Here is a 17,389-nt window from a genome sequence, read left to right as displayed (position 1 = left end):
CAGAATGATTACTGACTGCTAAATATTAAAGGTTGTTCTAAAATTCACATGGAAGATACTTTTGTATGTTAATGATATAGATTTTTGGATAAACCAGTGAATCATGTAAATCGAGTATGATATTGTTCCAATATAAATGAGTAACGAAGAATTTAGTGTATTTAAGATAATGTTATTTTTTTTAGTTTTTATAGAAACAGAGTAAGGATTCAGATCGCAGAAAAAGGCATGAGCGAAGCATGGGCAATGACATAACCAACAGATGCGCGTAACGCCTCTGGAAAGAAATCAATAACAGCTCCTTGCTGAAAAGGACAAGTTTGCACAATAGTTAATAAGCTAGCAGTATCAGCAAACCAACACAGAGATTGTGAATCGTCACTAATTTTTCGTTTAGTAACAGCTAGTTGTAATGAGCGTTCTGCCAAATTATTATTAGTTAGTGTCGAATGGCACTAACTCTAAGATTTAGTTCTCCTATTCTGACCTATTTTCTCAAAATCGTAGTTACTTTCAATACATCTTTATTGAAAATTAAAACTTTAGAGATGGTTTGCAATGGAAGAAAAGTATTAGAATTATTCGTAAATGGTAAATGTATACGGTAAAAGGATTTCAGCGATTATAAAGGAATGTGCATTAGCGTAGCTCGTCCTAGGTATGGCAAGACTAAGTATACGCAAGAATAGGGCTTTGAGCATAACTATACCCTTGAGGTGATGGACAAGCATCTTCTCCCCTTTTTGGCTTTTCTCTGACTTGTGCCAGTTCAGGGTGTGGAATCTGCATTACATTACTTAATATACTTTGACTTATTCTCGCCTACTTACTTAACGGTGACTTAATACAGCCCAGGTAACGGCACGATATGACCATTGATACTGATGGCTGAGGGCGCTTGCTGAAAGGGTCTGACTGTGTTTAAGCGATCGCCCTATTACTTCCAGAAATAGTTCCATCTGCTTAACTCTCCCTGAGTTCAAACGGATAAATTCAATGGCTCATGGTTCATCTGTTACTCAATTTGGGGTAAAATCATAAGTCTGCTAATTAATGACGATGCTTGCTGACAGGAGATGCTTCTATGGCCCGGATGTATTATGACGAAGACGCTAATTTAGACCTTTTGGCTGGAAAAACTATTGCTATTATCGGCTATGGTTCTCAAGGTCATGCCCACGCTCTCAATTTAAAAGATAGTGGTTTGAATGTGATTGTGGGACTATATCCGGGTAGTAAGTCAGTAGCAAAAGCTGAAGCTGCTGGGTTAACTGTGAAAAATGTTGCAGATGCTGCCAATGCTGCTGACTTGATCATGATTTTGTTACCTGATGAAGTCCAAAAAACAATTTACAAAAACGAGATTGAACCCAATTTAGAAGAAGGGAATGTGTTAGCTTTTGCCCACGGTTTCAATATTCACTTTGGGCAAGTTGTACCACCGCCTAACGTAGATGTGGTGATGGTAGCACCAAAAGGACCGGGGCATTTAGTACGGCGGACTTATGAAAGTGGGGAAGGGGTACCCGCGCTGTTTGCAGTTTATCAAGATGCCAGTGGTCAGGCACGCGATCGCGCCATGTCTTATGCTAAAGGTATCGGTGGTACTCGCGCTGGTGTTCTCGAAACAACTTTCCGCGAAGAAACCGAAACTGATTTATTTGGCGAACAAGCGGTATTGTGCGGTGGTTTAAGTGCTTTAATCAAAGCCGGATTTGAAACTTTGGTAGAAGCTGGTTATCAACCAGAATTAGCTTATTTTGAATGTCTGCATGAAGTCAAGCTGATTGTTGACTTGGTTGTAGAAGGCGGTTTAGCCAAAATGCGCGATAGCATTTCTAACACTGCTGAATATGGCGATTATACCCGGGGACCACGGATTGTCACTGAACAAACCAAAGCTGAAATGCAGAAGATTCTCAGCGAAATTCAATCTGGACAATTTGCACGAGAATTTGTACTGGAAAACCAAGCTGGTAAACCAGGATTTACCGCTTTACGTCGTAAAGAAGCTGAACATAAAATTGAGGAAGTTGGTAAAGATTTACGCGCTATGTTTAGCTGGTTAAAAAAGGCTTAAGCAAAAGAATGTAAAGACGCGATAATGTAGAGACGTAGCACTGCTACGTCTCTACAATGGTTCTGGTTACAGCATATTTAATTTATTCAGTTTGCATCAAAACTAATTGATTGAATAATGTTTCTTGAAATCCTTCTGACTTATTTGTGGTTTTGCACTATTCTAAAACCAGCGTGTTGATAAAAATGGGGACGGAACCAGTTGCGGTAATATTTTAAAGCTTCTGTACCATTAGTTATCCAACATCCTCCTAACATCATTTTATGTTTATCATCAAAAAAGATGGCAGAATTATCTTCATAAAGAAAATGGGGTTGATATCCTGCAAGAGGGTTTAAGTTATTACTCAACCATTCCCAAACATTACCCCGCAAATCGTACAATCCACAGTGAGTTTTTGCACTTTCTAACATCCCGACAGGACTAGGTGAGCCAAACTTTAAGTTAAGATTGAAATTGTCTATGTTTTCTATCAAACCGTTATCATAAGTTGCTAAGTGGTACTCGGCTTCACTCATTAAACGAGTATTTTTACCTTGCCAACGACAATAAGCCATTGCTTCATAATGATTGACTTCTACAGGCCAATCTAAGGGTAAATCTATTTCATCAAACATGGCTCGATATTTGTAGCTACCATTTTCATGTAACCAAAATTTTGGACATTGAATATTGTATTGAGTTTTCCAATTCCAAGATTCTTCATCCCAATATTCTTGATTTTCGTAACCACCAGCTTTGATAAAATAGATAAATTCGCCATTGGTAATTAGATATTTACTGGCGAAAAAAGGTGCAACTTCAACAGTGCGATCGCCATAATCAATATCCCATCCATAAGTCGAATCATCATCGGCTTTACCAAGTTTTACTACCCCACCAGCAACCTCTATCATTTCGTTCTGGGGAGTATAACCATTAAAAGGGGCATATTGCCAGTTTTGCGGACGTTTCACTCTCTCAATTGGTAGTTGGCGAATTAACATTGAAGAGGTTTCAATGTGAATGCGCTGGTGTTCCATGCCCATCATTAAAGCCCAAAGGGGATGGTTGGCATTAATGGGTAGAGTAATTGGAGTGGTTTTAATTAGTTCTGAAATTACAGAATATACTTGTTCTCGATACTCCCAAGTCTGTGCAACTTGTGGCCATTTCAGATGAGCGATCGCTTCATTCAATTCTTCTGGTATTTCTGGATCAACTCCAATTTCAAATATGATTTCATAGTCTGGATTTATGCGGTTTTCTAATAAACCCACCCTAATTAATTTATTGATGTAGAAGACAGCCGAATGTCCCAGATAAAAAATTAGTGGATTCCTCAAAGGGTCAGGATTGAGATAAAATGTCTTTTCCCCAACCAGACTTTTTAACAACACATCTTCCAGTTGCCAAGCATTGTTAAAATAATCGAGGATAATTTGGTTATTGCAACTATCAAGTTTTGGCGGGTAAGTAGATTGAAAATTCTTCATAGTGTCACTTAAACATTGAAATTAAACTTTGAGCGAGCGAAAATTAAGCTTGACAAAGAATTAATCCAAAGGAATGCCTGGTATCCGTCCAAGTCTTTAGTGTCTTAAGTCCGTGTGTCTCCAGTTGTTTTTGCATAATTACTAAATCAAACTTGCGAGAAATTTCGGTAAGAATGCTTTCTCCATCTGTAAACAACACTTGTAAATCTAACGCTTTTAGAGATACTTTATGACTATTTTGGCAATGCAGATACATCTCAATTTGAGCATCAGTTTGATTGTAAATAGCTTGATGAGTAAATAAATTGATGTCAAAATTGCCTTTAAAACGCCAATTTAAATGAGAAAGCATATTCAAGTTAAAAGCAGCCGTGACTCCTTTACTATCGTTATAAGCTGGCTCCAAAATTTCCTTGGGTTTTTGTAAATCAATCCCTAAAAGAAAGTAATCGCCTACCTGTAAAGTCTTAGTAATTTGTTTTAAGAAATCATCACATTCTTGTGGACTAAAATTACCAAGAGAACTGCCTAAGAAAAAAATCATCCGTGATGGTGTAAAGGCTGATTCTAGTTTTATTAATGCTTGTTCATAAGTTCCTATTAATCCCTCAATAAAGAAAGTCGGATATTTATGCTGTAGCTTTAGTACGCTAGATTTCAAGATTCCCTGACTAACATCAATGGGTATATACCTACAGTAACTGGCAAGTTTTTGGTAAGCATCTAACAAAAACAGAGTTTTTGTAGAACTGCCACTGCCTAATTCTACAAGTTCACAAGCACCAGTTATCTGAGCGATTTCATCGGCATATTGGTGCAAAATCCATGCTTCTGTTCGTGTTGGATAATATTCTGGTAATTGACATATTTGTTCAAATAATTCTGAGCCATAATCATCGTAAAAATATTTTGCTGGCAAACTTTTGGGACTTCGAGTTAATCCTTGAATAACATCTTCACCCTCATTATTGAGAGATTGATAATGCTCATTTAGAATTTTTATAGATGTAGCTAACATGATGTAAATGCCTTTGGTTAAAATTAGATTATTTAATATGACAGATTTATTATTTAATGGCAATGCTTATTGTTCAATCATTAGTTATTTTAATAACGCTAAATCTCTATCAAGTTAGTGTAGTAATACGGAATATTTGACTAGTTTAATGTTTTTTGAATAGTTAAAGTTAAAAATAATTGTAGGTTGAGTAGCGATCGCTTGGACTGCAAATAGCCAATGTACATCGGGATAAATTTTGTAAAGTGGCACAATTAGATATAAGATAAAAGCTGCATAATCTCCAATCATCTGAAAGCCAAAGAATGATGAAATTGTAGGTAGTCCTTGACTTGCTAAATATACCCATTGATCGAAGACAGCTAAATCCAAAGCATTTGATTGAAATAATTGATGTCGTAAGCTCCTACAGATAAATAAGATTAAGGCACTTACGCCGAGCATCCAACTGATATAAACAAGCCCAGATTTATTTCTCACACTATTTAATTTTATTGGCAGATATGATTAGGATAAATAACCCGCACTATTACTATTATTTCACAAATAGGTATACGTCCAAAAATGTTGATATTTAAAATTTAATATTGATTTTTTACAGTTGTTGCAAGATTTCCAGAGCATGATTAGCAAGACTTTGTTTCAGGCTGTAAGAATCTAGTCAATAATTTACGCCTAGTCATTCAAACTTTCATATTCTTTAATTTACTTAAACCTTGGCTCAGGGTCTTTACAATTTCACATTTATCGATTGGGTTTCTAATACCAATTCTCTGTGAAGCTGCACATTATTTTGACCCCTCCCAACCTCCCATTGGTAAGGGGAGGTTGGGAGGGGTTTTTTCTATGCGTATTCATAAAGAATTGCCATAACACTAATTGTATTAAGAAATCAAATACGAGGGGCTATTCTAGATATCTTAATAATATAAATATTTCTTCTGTTCTTATGCTGAGAGTGATGAAAGAGCGTTAATTGGAGAAGCATACGGCGATGCCTTCACAATAGGCATCGCGGATTTTAGATTTAATCTAATCTAAAATCCCAAATCGATTTAACGATTTACCGCCGCAGCTTCTCGTGCTGCTGCTGCTTGATCTGGGTGGATACCCAAGCGGGTGAGATTAATCCGACCTTTGTTATCAATTTCGCGCACTTTGATAATCACTTCATCACCCACCGCTACTTCATCTTCAACTTTACCAACGCGGTAGTCGGCTAGTTGAGAAATGTGGATCATGCCTTCTTTCCCAGGCAGAAATTCCACAAATGCACCTATGGGTATAATCCGAGTGATGCGTCCTGCATAGACATCCCCTTCATGCAGCTTGCGGGTCATGCCTTGGATGATGTTTTTGGCTCTCTTGGCCTTGTTCTCATCCACGGCGGAAATTGTCACAGTGCCATCATCTTCGATGTCAATTTTTGCACCAGTTTCCTCTGTGATTCCCTTAATAGTCTTGCCTCCAGGACCAATGACCAAACCAATCATGTCTGAATCAATCTTGATTGTTAACAGACGTGGGGCATAAGGTGAGGTTTCAGTACGCGGCGTGTCAATGCAGGCGAGCATTTTCTCCAGGATGTGCAATCGGGCTGCTTTGGCTTGGTGGACGGCTTGGGCTATAATCTCCAAAGACAAACCGGAGATTTTCATATCCATTTGCAAGGCGGTAATCCCGGTATCCGTGCCGGCAACTTTGAAGTCCATGTCGCCCAAAAAGTCTTCAATGCCTTGGATGTCGGTCAGGATTCGCACTTCGTCCCCATCCTTAATCAGACCCATTGCCGCGCCACTGACGGGTTTGAGAATTGGTACACCAGCATCCATGAGGGCGAGGGTAGAACCGCACACTGAACCCATTGAAGTGGAACCGTTGGAGGAAAGTACTTCCGATACGATGCGAATGACGTAGGGAAATTGTTCTTTTGAGGGTAGCACAGGTAGGAGCGCTCGCTCTGCCAATGCCCCGTGACCAATTTCGCGTCTTCCTGGGGCCCGCATTGGCTTGGTTTCGCCGACTGAGAACGGGGGGAAGTTGTAATGATGCAGATAACGCTTGTGTTGATCGAGCTGCATGTCATCGTTGAGGTTTTGGGCATCCCCCGGTGTACCCAGAGTACAAGCGGATAATACCTGAGTTAGTTCTCGGTTAAATAAACCGCTACCGTGGACTCGCTTTGGTAAGACATCAACTAAACAAGAAACAGGACGCACTTGATCGAGTTTACGACCATCAACGCGGACGTTATCTTCGATGATTTGTCGCCGCATGAAGTATTTGGTAATATCTTTAAAAGTGTTACCAAGTGCCTTCTTGTTTGCAGTTGCGGCAACTCGAATTGGGTCTTCTTCTGACAGTTCAGTAATCGTCGCGACAATTTCATCCTTGACGACATCTAAAGCTGCATCGCGTTCGGGTTTGGTCAAGCTAAATTGAGACAGGATTTTCTTAATCTGACTGTTAGCGCGATCGCGGATATAATTTTCTAGCGTTTGGTCTACTTGTGGTGGTGCTTCTTGCACTATTACTAGACCCAGTTCTGCTAATAAATCTTGCTGCGCTTTGATTAAGTCCCGCACTGCTTCGTAACCAAAATCAATCGCCTCGAGAATATCTCGCTCTGGCAACTGATTGGCTCCCGCCTCCACCATGATTACACCATCTGGTGAACCTGCTACTACCAAATCCAAGTCTCCGGCTTCAATTTCTGAGTATGTGGGGTTGATAATGAAATCATCTCCCACTAAACCAACCCGCACTGCTGCCATCGGCCCATTAAAAGGAATTTGGGCAATTAGGGTCGCAATGGAAGCACCTGTAACTGCTAGCACATCGGGTGGCACTAACTCGTCCATTGACAGCGTTAAGGCAATAATTTGCAGGTCATCCCGTAGCCATGAGGGGAACAAGGGACGCATGGGACGGTCTATAAGACGGCTGGTGAGAATTGTTTTTTCTGGTGGACGACCTTCGCGCCGCATGATCCCGCCGGGAATCCGACCTGCGGCATACAGCCTTTCTTCGTAATCTACTGTGAGGGGAAGAAAATCAATGCCTTCTCTGGCTTGCGATCGCGTAGCCGTCACTAGAACGGATGTGTCCCCTGATTCTATCAAAACCGACCCACCTGCCTGGGGAGCCAGTAAGCCTACTTTCAGTCGAATATCCCTTCCATCGAAGGATATTGACTTATCAACTTCTGCCATTCAGTTCTTTTTCCTTCTCTTTCGCTATTCTCTTTCTGTGGCAATCCTAACATTTATGCCATATAGCTGACTTCTAGTACATACAAAGATAGATAAGTCCTTCAACCCAAAGTGTGATACATCATCAGCGTGTCTACCACCTGCCCGTTCTCTAGCTTCGCCGCACCCGGAATTCGCCCAATAATTTCAAATTCTAACGACTGCCAAAGTGTAATTGAAGGTATATTAGTTTCAAAGACCAAATTAAACATTACTCCTTCGTAGCCCAGGTTTGCTGCGATCAAAAGCATAGCCTCTCCCATGAACCGCCCGATCCCCTGACCGCGTAACTCAGGTTGTACAATAAAACCAGCGTTGCAAATATGGCAACACCGACCGGGAAAGTTTGGCTTTAAATAAAATGCCCCTAATATTTCTTTTGGCTTGTGTGTAGGATCTACAACAGATGTCCTGACAACAAAGGCATCCTTACTTAACCAGTAAGCTGAAAATTCTGCTTGAGATAGAGGTTGCTTTTGAGGATAGGTTTTATAAGCTAAAACACATCTAATTTGCAGATTAAAATTTTCTCAACATCTTGTGGGGTGGGCATCTTGCCCGCCTTGGTTATGCAACTTCAATGCCGATTAGCTTAGCAGGGGACTGGGGACACTTCTCTACGAGAGGCTGCGCCAACGACAAGCTCAGTGCATCGCTGGGGACTGGGGACTGGGTTGAAAGTCTTTATATATAGGTTTTATCATCAGTTAATGTCCTAACCTCCAAGTCCCTTGCTATACCTTCAATAATCACAAGATTGAGTAATTCCCTTACAACCTCCTGTTCTTGAAAATGTATATAATCTAGTTCTACTAATATTCCATTTTTTAAAACTTTAATTACAGGAAAATTCATTATTAATAACGTTTATGTAGAAGATTTGCTTAAATGTTCATTATATGCAAAGTTTAACTAAAAATCTTCTTGAGAAGATGCAAAAAGTAGAATAACTGCGATTTTAATTCGGGAATTTTGGGAAAATATAAGTAATTAGCAAATGGCGATCTTACACTGTAATTGGTTACTGAAAAATCAAAATGGTTGTTTATTTATTTGGGGGGAAACTTGGCGATCGCCGCGAGTCAATTTCGAGTTTAGTGGAACTGGAGATATACCACTACATCCATTGGCAATGACATCAGTTGAGTTGAGTGAGTGGTTGCGTTCGCGAAGCGTCGCCTTTGGCGATTCGCAGAACATGGCAATTACCAACTTCATTCAGCAACCTCAAGTTGCGATGCCTGCGGCGGGCGAAGCCATCGCTACTACTGGGCGAACACGCAAAGCAGCCAGTGCCACTGAGATCAGTTTGCCAACGCACTCCCAAATCATTGCCCTACCAACTTATATCCCAGAAGCTAATAGCGAAGGAACAACAGGGATTTTCCCTGTGCATTCTGCCAGCTTGGGGCTAGATACAGACTCCCCGCAATATTTGCAACCGTGGCGAGTTGAGGGTTTTTATCTCAACCCCAGTGAAGCAGTAAAATTTCTCGCTGCTGTTCCCTTAAATGCTGCTAAAGGGGAAGACGCCTTTTTGGGTGGAGATTTACGTTTTTGGTCGCAGGTTGCCAGGTGGAGTTTAGATTTAATCTCGCGGTGTAAGTTTTTACCAACAATTGACCGACAATCAGATGGTGCATTTGCTGCTAAGTGGCAAGTACTTGTAGATAGTGCTGTAGATGGCACCCGCCTAGAAAAATTTTCTGCAAATATGCCGTTGGTTTGTCGTACTTATCAAGAGGGACTGGGGACTGGGGACTGGGGACTGGGGACTGGAGAGGAGTTTTCCCAATCCCTAATCCCTAATCCGCAATCCCTACTTTATGTAAACTTCCCTATCGAACCTCAAGAATTATTACTGGGATTTCTCAACAGTACGATAGATGCCCAAGTGCGAGAAATGATAGGTTCTCAACCTGCAATGGAAGCTAAGGCGATGTCTACGACTGGCTTTGCCTACGCATCTTTACCAAGTGGGGTGCGACAGTGGTTGCAAGGTTTAACCAGCGCATCTCATACAGTAAATGCAGATGCCATTGAAGTAGAACGACTGGAAGCGGCACTGAAAGCTTGGACTATGCCGCTACAATACCAATTAACTCTTAAAACTCTATTTCGTACCTGTTTTCAACTGCGTTCTCCAGAGTCTGGCGAAACAGATTGGACATTGGCGTATTTTCTGCAAGCGGCTGACGATCCTGAGTTTGTGGTGGATGCGGTAACTATTTGGAACAATCCAGTTGAACGATTGGTTTATGAAAATCGGACAATTGAGCAACCACAGGAAATATTTTTGCGAGGTTTGGGGCTAGCTTCTAGATTATATCCAGCGATCGCACCCAGTTTTGAAACCGAATATCCCCAATCTTCTAATATCACCCCCATCCAAGCTTATGAGTTTATCAAAGCTGTAGCTTGGAGGTTGGAAGACAGTGGTTTGGGAGTAATTTTGCCTCCCAGTTTAGCGAACCGCGAAGGATGGGCAAATCGTTTGGGTTTGAAAATTACTGCGGAAACCCCAAAGAAAAAGCAGGGACGTTTAGGGTTGCAAAGTCTACTAAACTTCCAATGGCAATTAGCAATTGGCGGACAAACTATTTCCAAAGCCGAGTTTGATAAACTTGTAGCTTTAAATAGCCCGCTAGTGGAAATTAACGGTGAGTGGGTGGAATTGCGCCCCCAAGACATCAAGACAGCCCAAACTTTTTTTACCACCCGCAAAGACCAAATGGCACTTTCCTTGGAAGATGCCTTGCGTTTCAGTACAGGGGATACCCAGGTAATTGAAAAGTTACCAGTGGTTAGCTTTGAGGCATCTGGGGCATTGCAAGAGTTGATTGGGGCGTTAACCAATAATCAAGCGATCGCACCTTTACCCACACCAACAGGCTTTAAAGGGCAGTTGCGTCCTTATCAAGAACGTGGTGCTGCTTGGCTGTCATTCTTGGAACGTTGGGGTTTAGGTGCGTGTCTCGCCGACGATATGGGATTGGGTAAATGTGTAGCCAATGATACTTTAGTAAATGTAAATGGACTGTTACGCACAGCCGAGACAATCTGGACAACTCACGCTGGAGAAACAGAATTTGACGGCGAAGGATTTTGGGCTAACCCCACAGAGGAATTACTAGTTAATTCCATAAATGAAAAAACTGGCAAAATCGTTCAAGGTAATGTTAAACGGTTGTATCGGCAGCAAGTGCGCGAGAAATTACGAAAAATCACGCTAGAAGACGGTAGCAATATCACTATCACTCATCGTCACAAGCTGATGACAAGTAAAGGTTGGACAAATAACTTACAGGTGGGTGATTACGCCTGTGTACCAAGTAAAACGCTTTGGAATGGAAAACCACAAGACCCTGATTTAGTCAAATTTATCGCTTGGCAGATTGCCGAAGGGCATGAACTACCCGATGTAGGAAGAGTCACAATATCCCAAAAAGATACCAGAGTCCTAGAGGATTTACTCCAGATTTGCCAACGCATTCAAAAGCGCTATAACCTCAAAATTAGCAGCCCTAATATCTCTACCTTCCCTAACAGAGTTTCTGCTCTTCGAGTTAACAGCCAAGCCTATCGGCAATTTTTAGAAGCTAAAGGTTATATTTGGGGCAAACTATCAGCAGAAAAATCTATTCCGCCCTTCATTATGCAGGCAGACTTGGATAGTGTGCGGATATTTTTACAAAACTATTTTGATGCTGAATCTGCTGTTGTTTTGAGTATGGGGAGTATTGAGATTTCTACAGCTTCAGTTTTACTGATTCAGCAACTTTCTGCACTGCTGCGTCGTTTCGGTATTTGGTTGCGAATATCGCCCAAACTGAAGTGTGCCACTAATGGAACTCGTACTTTACGCACTTACTATATTGGTGTAATTGGTGGAAATTCTGCCCGCAGATTTTTCCAAGAAATTGGTTTTAATAACTCAGAAAGACAGAGCAAATTAAAGCAAATTTGTCAACTGGTCAGCAACAGAAATATTGAAGGAATTCCTGCTTCTGATATGGTTGCCCAAACAGTCAAGGTAACGGGGCTACCATTGCGACATTTTGGGATGAACCGCATTATTAGTGGAGAAGCTCAACAGCAGTATGGGCTACTAAAACCTTCAAAGTGGACAAGTCAAACCCTGACAGCATATACTCAACTTGACATAAAACAGTTGAGCTTAACAAGACAGTCTTTGCAAAATTTACTCGACCAAGAGGTATTTTATTGCCGGATTGAATCTATAGAGGAGATAGATTATGAGGGATGGGTTTATGACTTTGAAGTTAGCAAACATCATAATTTTGTCGCTAACAATATTATTTGCCATAATACTGTCCAATTTATCGCCTTTCTGCTGCACTTAAAAGAGCAAAATACGCTAGAAAATCCAACACTGCTAGTTTGTCCAACTTCTGTTTTAGGCAATTGGGAAAGGGAAGTCAATAAATTTGCACCAAGCCTGAAAATTTTGCAATATCACGGTGACAAACGCCCTAAAGGTAAAGCATTTTTAGAAGCAGTGAAAAATCACGATTTAATCGTTACCAGTTACTCACTTCTTCATCGAGATATCAAGTCATTGCAAAGTGTATCTTGGCAGATAATAGTTTTAGATGAAGCCCAGAATGTGAAAAATCCAGAGGCGAAGCAGTCAAAAGCAGTGCGGCAATTAGAAGCTACGTTTCGCATTGCGTTGACGGGGACACCAGTAGAAAATAGACTACAAGAACTCTGGTCTATTTTGGATTTTATCAATCCAGGATATTTAGGCAATAAGCAATTTTTTCAGCGCCGGTTTGCCATGCCAATAGAAAAGTATGGTGATACAGCTTCTTTGACTCAATTACGTTCATTAGTGCAACCATTTATACTGCGGCGATTGAAAAGCGATCGCGAGATCATTCAAGATTTACCAGATAAGCAAGAAATGACCGTATTTTGTGGTCTGACTGGTGAACAAGCTGCACTTTATCAACAAGTAGTAGAACAATCTTTAGTAGAGATTGAATCTGCTGAAGGATTGCAACGTCGGGGGATGATTTTAGCTTTACTAATCAAACTCAAGCAAATCTGCAATCACCCAGCCCAATATTTGAAACAGGCGACATTAGAGCAGCATAATTCAGCCAAACTTCTGCGGCTAGAAGAAATGTTAGAAGAAGTTTTAGCAGAAGGCGATAGAGCTTTAATCTTTACACAATTTGCTGAGTGGGGTAAATTACTTAAACCCTACTTAGAAAAACAGCTAGGGCGAGAAATATTCTTTTTGTATGGCAGCACCAGCAAAAAACAACGTGAGGAAATGATCGACCGTTTTCAACACGATCCTCAAGGGCCACCGATTATGATTCTTTCTCTGAAAGCGGGTGGTGTAGGATTGAATTTAACACGAGCAAATCATGTATTCCACTTTGATAGATGGTGGAACCCAGCCGTAGAAAATCAAGCCACAGATAGAGTATTTCGGATTGGTCAGACCCGCAATGTACAAGTACATAAATTTGTTTGCACTGGCACATTAGAAGAAAAAATTCATGACATGATTGAAAGTAAGAAACAACTAGCTGAACAAGTTGTGGGTGCTGGTGAAGAATGGTTAACTGAAATGGATACAAATCAACTTCGCAACTTACTACTACTTGATCGTAGTGCAGTAATTGATGATGATCCAGAATAAGTTTGTAGTAAAGACTTTAGTCCTTGATTTGAGCGCTTTAGCGCTCACTACAAACCTATAATTATTTCTTCCTTTGCGTCCTTCCCTAACGAGACGCTGTGCGAATGCGGTACCCTGCGGGAAGCCGTTCGCGTAGCGTCTCGTAGAGAAGCGTCTACGTTAAAAAATTGACTTTGACAAAGAGTTAAGCCTTAACTGAACCGTATTAGGTTGTGCGTTGTTAATTTTGAATTTGGAATTGATTATGACTAATTACACATTAGAAGCAAGTCGAGAATGGTGGTCACAACAATGGCTAGATTTGCTAGATTCCTATCGTTTTAAAAAGCGCTTAGAACGTGCGAGAAACTATGCTCGTCAAGGAAATGTTTTAAGCATTGAATTTAAAGGTGCGAAAGTATTGGCTAGAGTGCAAGGGAGTGAAGTTGAAGCTTATAAAGTTTCTCTTTCCCTTGAACCATTCACTGATGAACAGTGGGGTTATGTAATTGAAACCATGTCCCAAAGGGCAATTTTTGCTGCCAAGCTACTAGCAGGAGAAATGCCACAAAATATAGAAGAAGTGTTCACGGCTAACGGTCTTTCTATATTTCCATTTACCCTTGCAGATGTCCAGAGTAAATGTTCTTGTCCTGATAAAGCAAATCCCTGTAAACATATTGGTGCCATATACTATCAGTTAGGCGATCGCTTCAGTGAAGACCCCTTTGTACTATTTCAATTACGTGGACGCACCAAAGAGCAAATTATCAGCGATTTACGTCAATTACGCAGTGCCAAGATTAAACCTAATACCACAGAAACGCCCGATATTCAAGAGTCAATTCCTAATAACAAATATTCCGTAAAAATTGATTCTTTCTGGCAATACAATGAGCCATTAGAGTCATCATTAGTAGTGATTGCGCCATCCACTAATGAGATGGTATTAGATGTATTAGGAGCAATCCCCCTAGCGAAGGAAGAGGAAAATGCAGTAAATTCAACTTCCAGTGATGTGGTAATGAAGTCTTTGAATACAGTTTACAGAGATGTGAGCCAAAAGGCTTTTTTAAAAGCAATGAATGTGGGAGGAAGTTGATACTAATTCGTAATACTTCGGCTGCGCTCAGTACAAGTTCGTAATTCGTAATTATGAATTAGGTTGACTGGGTAGTTCACCCTTCGCGCCTTTCCTTACCCATTCGCGCACCGCTCGACGAATTGCCCGTCTGCCATCTGCACGATTTTGCTCAATCAGTTTCGGCAGATCCCGAATTGCTAAAGTAGGAAACACTAGACTCTTCTCTGACTCGACATATTTCCCATCTTGTAGTTGGTAAATTTTGAGTTCACCTGAGTCATAACACCAGAGTTCTGGTACTCCCAGGCGGGCATAAATGGGAAACCGATTTAGAGACTTACTGGTAACATCAATTTCCAGTGCCAAATCAGGCGGTGGATCTTGTTTCAAGTCCAGATCCAATCTACCCCGAATCGCAGCTTCATTCTGGAAATAGAAGCAATTATCTGATTCTACCCCTGCCATTCGGCTTTCTCGCTTCCAAGTAGTCGAGCCATAACTTTCATAGTCTATAGCCAACTCTTCAGCGATGTCTTGAACTGCAATACTAATTACCTCTTTGTAATGTTCGTGTTCAGGTAAAGGTGTCATAATTTCCAAAGTAGTGCGATCGTAAGCTAACCGTGCTGCCCGATGCTCTCCCAAATCTTTTAAAAGATTTTCAAACTGTTGCCAGCTAATGTCGTAAAACATTACTCGGTCTGCTCGATTCTTAGCGACTGTCATTATTACGACCTCCAGAATATTTTATTGTCCAAACTCAAGTCTAGCCCGTTCTACCAAATCATCTGTCACAACCTCTTGGTCTGCTTCATGAGCTAGTTGTTCAATTCGGGTTCTAGCTTGAGCGCGGACAAAAAAGGGAATATTTTGTAACTTTTCCTTAGCTTTATCGTAAATTAAAGGGTTTAAGAACCTGCAATCTATATGTAGCACCCATTTCAGTCCTTCTCTACGAGAGGCTGCGCCAACGGCTACGCTCAGGAACCATCGGGGTTTAAATCCCCCGGAGTTGCTCCTCTACAGCGCTTCTCTTCGAGACGCTTTGCGAACGCGCATCCTACGGCGGGGGAGACCCCAAGACCGCACTCCACAAGTCTGAAATGTCTTTAATTTTGAATTTTGAATTTTGAATTTTGAATTGTTAACTGTCCATCGCAAAGCATCAATAAAATTGGAATCGCTCATAGTATTAATTACCTTGGTAAGTGGCTCAGTTTAATCAATAGATTACTAATTCTCCTATAAAAAAAGCCCTTGCTTTTATGCAAGAGCCTCTAAATTATTTAGTGATCAGTGATGAAATAAACTTTACAACCTAGTCGAGGTCATTCATAAACATCACTGGCTCAGTATCACGGTTAATTCCCTTCTCAAAACCACCAGCAGCAGCCCGTGCGCGACCAGCGTGCCACAAGTGACCAACTAGGAAGAAGAATCCTAGTACAAAGTGAGAAGTTGACAACCAAGCGCGAGGAGATACGTAGTTGAAGGAGTTAATCTCGGTAGCTACACCACCCACAGAGTTCAGAGAACCGAGAGGAGCGTGGGTCATATATTCAGCAGCGCGACGAGCTTGCCAAGGCTGAATATCATTCTTGATTTTTTCTAAGTCAAGACCATTGGGACCACGTAGAGGCTCCAACCAAGGGCCGCGGAAATCCCAGAAGCGCATGGTTTCACCACCGAAGATGATTTCACCAGTTGGAGAGCGCATCAGGTATTTACCTAGACCTGTAGGTCCTTGGGCAGAACCGACGTTAGCACCCAAGCGTTGGTCACGAATCAAGAAGGTCAAAGCCTGAGCTTGAGAAGCTTCTGGCCCGGTAGGGCCAAAGAATTCGCTTGGGTAAACGGTGTTGTTGAACCAAACAAAGATTGAGGCAATGAAGCCCATCAGGGAGAGAGCGCCCAAACTGTAGGAGAGGTAAGCCTCACCAGACCAGATGGATGCACGACGTGACCAAGCAAAAGGCTTGGTGAAGATGTGCCAGATACCGCCAGCAATTAGGATAAAGGCAATCCAAATGTGACCGCCGACGACATCTTCCAAGTTATCAACGCTGACAATCCAGCCTTCGCCACCGAAGGGAGACTTGATTACATAACCGAAGATAACTGCTGGGTTCAATGTTGGATTGGTAATAATCCGAACATCACCACCGCCTGGTGCCCAGGTGTCATACAACCCACCAAAGAACATTGCCTTTGCTACCAACAGCAATGCACCGAATCCCAAAATAATCAGGTGGAACCCGATGATGTTGGTCATCTTGTTCTTGTCTTTCCAGTCGTAACCAAAGAAAGAAGAGTATTCTTCTAAGGTTTCTGGACCACGAACGGCATGATAGATACCGCCAAAACCAAGAACGGCTGAGGAAATTAGGTGGAGTACACCGACAACAAAGTAGGGGAAGGTGTCAATAACTTCACCACCAGCACCAACACCCCAACCTTGAGCGGCGAGGTGAGGTAACAAGATCAAGCCCTGTTCGTACATGGGCTTTTCAGGAACGAAGTGAGCGACTTCAAACAAAGTCATCGCTCCAGCCCAGAATACAATCAAACCAGCGTGGGCAACGTGAGCACCCAGTAGTTTGCCAGATAGGTTGATTAAACGTGCGTTACCAGACCACCAAGCAAATCCAGTGGATTCTTGGTCGCGTCCAGCGCCGCCTAAGATAGTAGGTCTATTAGAGAGCGTTACCACGTGGTAATACCTCCTCAGGGAATACAAATTGTTCGTGGGGTTGATCTTGAGGAGCCATCCAAGCGCGGATACCCTCGTTCAGCAAAATGTTTTTGGTATAGAAGGTTTCAAACTC

Annotated in this window: 12 protein-coding genes and 2 pseudogenes; 3 read left to right on the top strand and 11 right to left on the bottom strand. The window is 41.6% G+C overall.

Annotated features, from left to right (window positions below):
- Positions 1 to 209: 209 nt before the first annotated feature.
- Complete coding sequence (locus V7K50_RS20425; protein WP_442944640.1) at positions 210 to 428, bottom strand: hypothetical protein; 219 nt, start codon at positions 426 to 428, stop codon at positions 210 to 212.
- Positions 429 to 830: 402 nt separating this feature from the next.
- Positions 831 to 959, bottom strand: a complete 129-nt coding sequence (locus V7K50_RS20420; RefSeq protein WP_334963160.1) for a hypothetical protein — start codon at positions 957 to 959, stop codon at positions 831 to 833.
- Positions 960 to 1,084: 125 nt separating this feature from the next.
- Here V7K50_RS20420 and ilvC point away from each other — a divergent pair, with 125 nt between their 5' ends.
- Positions 1,085 to 2,080, top strand: coding sequence for a ketol-acid reductoisomerase (gene ilvC, locus V7K50_RS20415; RefSeq protein WP_334963158.1), 996 nt, complete (start codon positions 1,085 to 1,087; stop codon positions 2,078 to 2,080).
- A 140-nt stretch (positions 2,081 to 2,220) separates the two neighbouring features.
- Here the strand turns inward: ilvC and ovoA are convergent, their stop codons facing one another.
- From ovoA to V7K50_RS20390, 5 genes and pseudogenes are all read right to left on the bottom strand, one after another.
- Positions 2,221 to 3,555 carry a 5-histidylcysteine sulfoxide synthase gene (gene ovoA / locus V7K50_RS20410; RefSeq protein WP_334963156.1) on the bottom strand — a complete coding sequence of 445 codons (1,335 nt, stop codon included), beginning with the start codon at positions 3,553 to 3,555 and terminating at the stop codon, positions 2,221 to 2,223.
- Between the two features lie 43 nt (positions 3,556 to 3,598).
- Complete coding sequence (gene egtD, locus V7K50_RS20405; protein ID WP_334963494.1) at positions 3,599 to 4,573, bottom strand: L-histidine N(alpha)-methyltransferase; 975 nt, start codon at positions 4,571 to 4,573, stop codon at positions 3,599 to 3,601.
- A gap of 114 nt (positions 4,574 to 4,687) precedes the next feature.
- Complete coding sequence (locus tag V7K50_RS20400) at positions 4,688 to 5,017, bottom strand: DUF2079 domain-containing protein (RefSeq protein WP_334963492.1); 330 nt, start codon at positions 5,015 to 5,017, stop codon at positions 4,688 to 4,690.
- A gap of 611 nt (positions 5,018 to 5,628) precedes the next feature.
- Positions 5,629 to 7,785, bottom strand: a complete 2,157-nt coding sequence (locus V7K50_RS20395) for a polyribonucleotide nucleotidyltransferase (protein ID WP_334963154.1) — start codon at positions 7,783 to 7,785, stop codon at positions 5,629 to 5,631.
- Between the two features lie 101 nt (positions 7,786 to 7,886).
- Positions 7,887 to 8,321: pseudogene (locus V7K50_RS20390) on the bottom strand (GNAT family N-acetyltransferase); the annotation flags it as partial.
- A 500-nt stretch (positions 8,322 to 8,821) separates the two neighbouring features.
- Here V7K50_RS20390 and V7K50_RS20385 point away from each other — a divergent pair.
- Both V7K50_RS20385 and V7K50_RS20380 read left to right on the top strand, forming a co-directional pair.
- The gene (locus tag V7K50_RS20385; RefSeq protein ID WP_334963152.1) at positions 8,822 to 13,501 is read left to right on the top strand and encodes an SNF2-related protein; all 4,680 of its coding nucleotides are present in this window, start codon (positions 8,822 to 8,824) and stop codon (positions 13,499 to 13,501) included.
- A 244-nt stretch (positions 13,502 to 13,745) separates the two neighbouring features.
- Positions 13,746 to 14,582, top strand: a complete 837-nt coding sequence (locus V7K50_RS20380; RefSeq protein ID WP_334963150.1) for an SWIM zinc finger family protein — start codon at positions 13,746 to 13,748, stop codon at positions 14,580 to 14,582.
- Between the two features lie 51 nt (positions 14,583 to 14,633).
- Here V7K50_RS20380 and V7K50_RS20375 read toward each other — a convergent pair whose 3' ends face one another.
- The 4 genes and pseudogenes from V7K50_RS20375 to V7K50_RS20360 all read right to left on the bottom strand — a co-directional run.
- On the bottom strand, positions 14,634 to 15,290 hold the full coding sequence (locus V7K50_RS20375) for a Uma2 family endonuclease (protein WP_334963148.1): 657 nt from the start codon (positions 15,288 to 15,290) through the stop codon (positions 14,634 to 14,636).
- Positions 15,291 to 15,311: 21 nt separating this feature from the next.
- Positions 15,312 to 15,500 (bottom strand): PCP reductase family protein, encoded by a 189-nt coding sequence (locus V7K50_RS20370; protein ID WP_442944639.1) that lies wholly within the window; start codon positions 15,498 to 15,500, stop codon positions 15,312 to 15,314.
- 382 nt (positions 15,501 to 15,882) lie between these two features.
- On the bottom strand, positions 15,883 to 17,274 hold the full coding sequence (gene psbC, locus V7K50_RS20365; protein WP_334963146.1) for a photosystem II reaction center protein CP43: 1,392 nt from the start codon (positions 17,272 to 17,274) through the stop codon (positions 15,883 to 15,885).
- Positions 17,258 to 17,389 (bottom strand): annotated as a pseudogene (locus tag V7K50_RS20360) (photosystem II D2 protein (photosystem q(a) protein)); the annotation flags it as partial. The gene psbC and the pseudogene V7K50_RS20360, both read right to left, overlap by 17 nt.

Origin of the sequence: Nostoc sp., from assembly GCF_036917135.1 — a bacterium.
GTDB lineage: Bacteria > Cyanobacteriota > Cyanobacteriia > Cyanobacteriales > Nostocaceae > Nostoc.
Note: the sequence above shows the minus strand (reverse complement) of the source record. Positions and strands in the feature narration are given on the sequence as shown.

Coding starts and splice junctions, on each gene's coding strand:
- V7K50_RS20420 (WP_334963160.1), bottom strand. CDS start 959: ATGGAACTATTTCTGGAAGTAATAGGGCGATCGCTTAAACACAGTCAG.
- ilvC (WP_334963158.1), top strand. CDS start 1,085: ATGGCCCGGATGTATTATGACGAAGACGCTAATTTAGACCTTTTGGCT.
- ovoA (WP_334963156.1), bottom strand. CDS start 3,555: ATGAAGAATTTTCAATCTACTTACCCGCCAAAACTTGATAGTTGCAAT.
- egtD (WP_334963494.1), bottom strand. CDS start 4,573: ATGTTAGCTACATCTATAAAAATTCTAAATGAGCATTATCAATCTCTC.
- V7K50_RS20400 (WP_334963492.1), bottom strand. CDS start 5,017: ATGCTCGGCGTAAGTGCCTTAATCTTATTTATCTGTAGGAGCTTACGA.
- V7K50_RS20395 (WP_334963154.1), bottom strand. CDS start 7,785: ATGGCAGAAGTTGATAAGTCAATATCCTTCGATGGAAGGGATATTCGA.
- V7K50_RS20385 (WP_334963152.1), top strand. CDS start 8,822: ATGGCGATCTTACACTGTAATTGGTTACTGAAAAATCAAAATGGTTGT.
- V7K50_RS20380 (WP_334963150.1), top strand. CDS start 13,746: ATGACTAATTACACATTAGAAGCAAGTCGAGAATGGTGGTCACAACAA.
- V7K50_RS20375 (WP_334963148.1), bottom strand. CDS start 15,290: ATGACAGTCGCTAAGAATCGAGCAGACCGAGTAATGTTTTACGACATT.